We start from the raw sequence: 4811 nt of genomic DNA, 5'->3' as shown, positions 1-4811 counted from the left end.
GTCTACAGCCCAACGCGTTCCGGCTTGGACCGCTTCATGCTCGGTCCCGCCGAACACGTCGGCCAGATTCTTCCTGCCGCCCACAGGACGGCGCGCCGCGACAGCAACACCCACCACTAAAGCCAGTGCGTATAGAGCGCGATCACACCATGAAGGCCACCGCCGATCTACCGGGAGCGCCCGACGCAAACTCCGCTCTTGCAGGGCTCGGCACTGAACAAGTCTCAGCCAACCGACGGCACTTCGGTGATGGCGTCGGCGGTCACGAGCATGTCGATCTCGACGCTGTTGGTTCCCTCGCCATCGGTGACGCGCACAGTTACCCCTGCCAGAGCCATTGGTCGTCGTGCATTTCCGCCCAGAATTTCAATTCAGATAGCGACTTCCATCGAAACTGGTTGTTACACAGTCACTTAAGAGGCTCTTCGCGCTTGAGCGGGGTGCCCGGTAGTTGATGGGGCTCGTGGCCCCGACATGCTGTTGGTCTCTCACAACGCGACAACAGCGAGGCCACGAGCATGAACGAGGGTACGTCAGTGCTGCTCGGGCTGGAGGACGAGTTCACCGTCCTGCAGCTCGAACGAATCGATGCCGACACGGTGCGTGTCGTCATCGAGGTCATCGACCCGGAGGGCGCCTGCCCCGAGTGCGGGGTGCTCACCTCAAGGATCAAGGAGCGGCCACTGGTTCGAGTCAAGGACTTGCCTGCCTCCGGCCAAAGAACCGATCTGTGGTGGCTCAAACGGCGCTTGGTGTGCCGCGAACCGGCCTGTGGGACAGCGACATTCACGCAGCAGTCCCGCGCTGTGCCGGCACGGTCGCGGCTCACGACCCGGCTACGAGAGAAGAACGGTTCGGCGATCGCGTCGGGCAACCGCGCCGTCAGCGAGGTCGCTAGTGCCGCGCGCCTAAAATTCTTTGACAGTGCGATTTGAGATACTTCAAGCATGCGGATTAAGCCCCTACTCTTGCGAGACGGCGACGATCTCGAGTTGGCCCGACGACTGCGGTCGAGGTCGATCTCCTCCGGTGCGGCGCAGCGAGCGAGGATTGTTTTGCTCGCATCTCAAGGTGAGTCGAATTCGTCGATCGCGGAACTGGTCGGGGTGTCGCGGCCGACGGTGATCTCCTGGCGCGCCCGCTACGACGTAGACGGCTTGGCCGGCCTCGAAGACGATGCGCGTTCGGGGCGGCCGCGTAGCCTCGATCGCCGGGAGATCGTCTCCGCGACCTTGATGCCGCCGCCGAAGAAATACGGTGTCACACACTGGAGTTCGCGCCTGCTCGCGAAACATTTGGGGATCGGGTACGGCACGGTCGCACGGATCTGGCGCGAGTACGGTGTGCAGCCTTGGCGCAGTGAGACATTCAAGTTTTCCACCGATCCGGAACTGGTCGCGAAGGTCACCGACATCGTCGGGTTGTATCTCGATCCGCCCGAGAACGCGATCGTGCTCTGCGTGGACGAGAAATCGCAGATCCAGGCATTGGATCGGACCGCTCCGACGTTGCCGATGCAGATCGGAATGCCCGAGAAGCAAACCCACGACTACATCCGCAACGGCACCACCACCTTGTTCGCGGCGTTGGAGATCGCGACCGGAAAGGTGACCGGGATCTGCCGGCCGCGACACCGTCACCAGGAGTTTCTGGTGTTCCTCAAACATGTCGCACGCGCGTATCCGAAGCAGGAACTGCACTTGGTGATGGACAACTACGCCACCCACAAGAAGGCCGAGGTCCGCGAGTGGCTGGCTGCGAATCCGCGGATCCATGTTCATTTCACCCCGACGTCGGCGTCGTGGATGAACCTCGTCGAGGTGTGGTTCGGGATCATCGAACGCCAAGCGATTCATCGCGGAACTTTCCGCAGTGTCCGCGAACTGACGGCGAAGATCCGAGAGTTCATCAACGGGTGGAATCCGCGGGCGCAGCCGTTCGTGTGGACGAAAACCGCCGAGCAGATCCTGGTGAAAGCTGACCGTAAAACAACTTCAAACTCGGGGCACTAGCGAGTACCAGGTGGCGTGGTCGACCGCGCACCGGGCGCTCATCGCACTGGCCAACCAGTGGCTGCCCGAGCCGGAACCCACCCGCGTGCTCGGCATCGACGAGACCCGCGCCCGGTCGGTGCGCTGGGTGCTCGAAGAGGCCGGCTGGACACGGTCGAACCCGTGGATGACCTCGTTCGTCAACGCCGACCCCACCCTGCCCGGGCACCTTCTCGGGCTGACCCCGGGACGCTCCGGGGCGTGCGTGATCGACTGGCTCGCGCTGCAGACACCCGCGTTCCGGGCCGGCATCGACCTGGTCGTGATCGACCCGTCCGCGCCGTACGCGGGCGGGATCCGCACCGCCCTGCCGGACGCGCGGATCGCAGTCGACAAGTGGCATCTCGTCGCCCTCGCCAACCTCATGGTCACCCAGGTCCGTCAACGGATCACCCGGCAACTGCACGGCCGCCGCGGCACCGCCACCGACAAAGTCTGGGCCAGCCGGCAACTGCTGCTCACCGGCTACGAGCACCTCACCGTGAAGCAAAAGGCCCGGTTCAACGCCGCCCTCGCCGCCGAGGATCCGACCAACGAGATCGCCGCCGCGCATGCCGTCAAGGAACGCCTGCGCCTGCTGCTGGCCGAACACCAGCCGCACCAGATCCGGCGCAGGCTGTACGACTTCTACGACGCCGCCGCCCGCGCCGACATGGAGGAAACCAGCCGCCTGGCGACCACGATCGACACCTGGTGGCCAGCGGTGCTCGTCGCGCTCACCGAGGACGTGACCAACGCCCGCACCGAGGGCTTCAACCGGATCATCAAGCAAACCAAGCGTGTCGGATGCGGCTTCACCAACATGGACAACTACCGAAGGCGCATCATGGTCCACATCGCCCTCACCCGAGGGCAGAGACCAGCAGCATGAAATCAGCACACGCCCCGCTCAAATGCGGAGAGCCATTTATCTCTGCAGTAAACGCCCGGCCCGTCTTCGGCGCCTCGTGCCACACATGCCTTCCCGCTCGGGTTGCGGCGGGCCATAATTCGCCTTTCACGTGCCCGGCTTGCCGTCTTCGGAGCTGGGCCTTGACACCCCTGCACCGGGTACCCACGCATCAGTACCGCACCTGCCGCTGGGCAGTCGATGCATCACCTGTCCGAACGGAATCGACCGCCCCCACGCTGATCACTGCTCCCACACCGCCGAAGCACTTCAACCGATCCGTCACTGCAGCATCATCGAGAAGCCGTCCTCGACACCGGCAGGTCCCGGGCCCGCTGGCTGTGATGTCTTCGCGCTGGCGGCGTCGGCGGGGAGAGGATTTCGCAGTGAGCAGCACCGCTCTCTCCGGGATCGAGGCGACCACCGAATCCGGCCCGCGGTGCTGCACGAAACCTTCGGGGCTCCATCGAGCCAGTGGCAATCGGCCCGTGGTTGCCTCACCATGGAGCGATGACTGCTAAGCGTTGCCGATCCACCCCCGATCCTGCCGAACCCCTTTCCGATGCCGAGCTGCTCATCGGCCTGGTGGTCTCACCATCCCTGAGTGCGATGCTCGGCCCCGAGGTCACCACCTCGGTGCGCAAGATTTTGGTGCAGCGGTATCCGGGAGTGCGCTGGCAACTGAAGATGGCCGAAGACCGGCTGGTCGATCCACCCACCGAGACCTTGGACCTGCTGGAGGCGGCCCGAAACCGCGTGCTGGAGGAGAACTGGGATTTGGCCGTGGTGCTCACCGAGATCCCCCTGAAGACCGGCCGACGTCCGGTGCTCACCCAGCTCAGCCCCGTGCACGGGGTAGGACTGGTCTCCGTCCCAACCCTGGGAGCCGTGCACGTGCGGCAGAAGGTGCAAGAGACCACCGTGCACGTGGTCGGGCAGCTCCTGGGCTACGACGCCGAAGACCTCAACGCCCAGCGGGATCTTGCTCGAAGAGCCCACCAGCTGTCCACCGATCTCGACGAACGCCCGGACGACAACGTCGTGCAGTTCACGGCCCGAGTGCTGAGCGGCAACGTGCGGTTGCTGCTGGGCATGATCCGCGCCAACCAGCCTTGGGCCTTCGTGGCCCGGCTCTCCCGGGCGATGGTCGTGGCAGCGGCCACCGGCATGCTGACATTGGTGGCCTCGGACCTATGGGTACTGGCCATGGCCTACGGGCCGGTGCGCCTGGTCCTGCTGGCGGTGATGGCGATCGGGGCGGTGAGTGCCACCCTGATCCTGGGAGCAGACTTGTGGGAGCGCCCACGGCGGCGAGCCCAACGTGAGCAGGTGATCCTGTTCAATTTGGCCACCACCGCGACCGTGGCCATCGGGGTTGTGGTGTTCTACCTCGGCTTATTCATCCTGTCCTGGGTCGGCGCGCTGCTGCTCATCGACGAGCCGGTACTGGCCGGTGTCGCCGGTCACCCAGTGAACGCTTTGGACTACGCGAAGATCAGCTGGCTCACCGCCAGCCTGGCCACCGTGGGCGGAGCACTAGGAGCTGGACTGGAGGACGACGATGTGGTGCGCGCCGCTGCCTACACCCGGTCCAGCACCTGACACAGCCCCAGCACAGAAGAAACTGAAACATCTACGCGTTGATGCCACGTCTATGCAGGTGTCATTGCCGGTCGCGATGACTTGGTGGGCTCAGCGCAGTGCGCTGCCTCGTACTCGGCGGGTGGGGCGTTGCCGAGGCGGGTGTGCGGGCGGGCGCTGTTGTACCTGTCGATCCGGGATCCGCACCGCCCTGCCGGACGCGCGGATCGCAGTCGACAAGTGGCATCTCGTCGCCCTCGCCAACCTCATGGTCACCCAGGTCCGTCAAC

4 protein-coding genes are annotated in these 4811 nt (G+C 64.7%); all 4 read left to right on the top strand.

All coding sequences use genetic code 11. The features are described from left to right. Positions 1–518 precede the first annotated feature (518 nt). The 4 genes from ACH4F2_RS35075 to ACH4F2_RS35060 all read left to right on the top strand — a co-directional run bounded on the left by ACH4F2_RS35075 (position 519) and on the right by ACH4F2_RS35060 (position 4542). A complete protein-coding gene (locus ACH4F2_RS35075; protein ID WP_073513843.1) occupies positions 519–935 on the top strand; it encodes a transposase family protein in 417 nt (138 codons plus the stop codon). A 12-nt stretch (positions 936–947) separates the two neighbouring features. Further along, entirely contained in the window at positions 948–2012 is a 1065-nt protein-coding gene (locus ACH4F2_RS35070; RefSeq protein WP_054186956.1) for an IS630 family transposase, read from the top strand. A gap of 10 nt (positions 2013–2022) precedes the next feature. Beyond that, a complete protein-coding gene (locus ACH4F2_RS35065) occupies positions 2023–2922 on the top strand; it encodes an ISL3 family transposase (RefSeq protein ID WP_350835191.1) in 900 nt (299 codons plus the stop codon). A gap of 528 nt (positions 2923–3450) precedes the next feature. Continuing rightward, positions 3451–4542, top strand: coding sequence for a hypothetical protein (locus tag ACH4F2_RS35060; RefSeq protein WP_350835329.1), 1092 nt, complete (start codon positions 3451–3453; stop codon positions 4540–4542). Positions 4543–4811: the final 269 nt, after the last annotated feature.

This window comes from Streptomyces sp. NPDC017890 (genome assembly GCF_044328675.1).
GTDB lineage: Bacteria > Actinomycetota > Actinomycetes > Streptomycetales > Streptomycetaceae > Streptomyces.
This window is presented reverse-complemented; position numbering and strand designations above follow the sequence as displayed.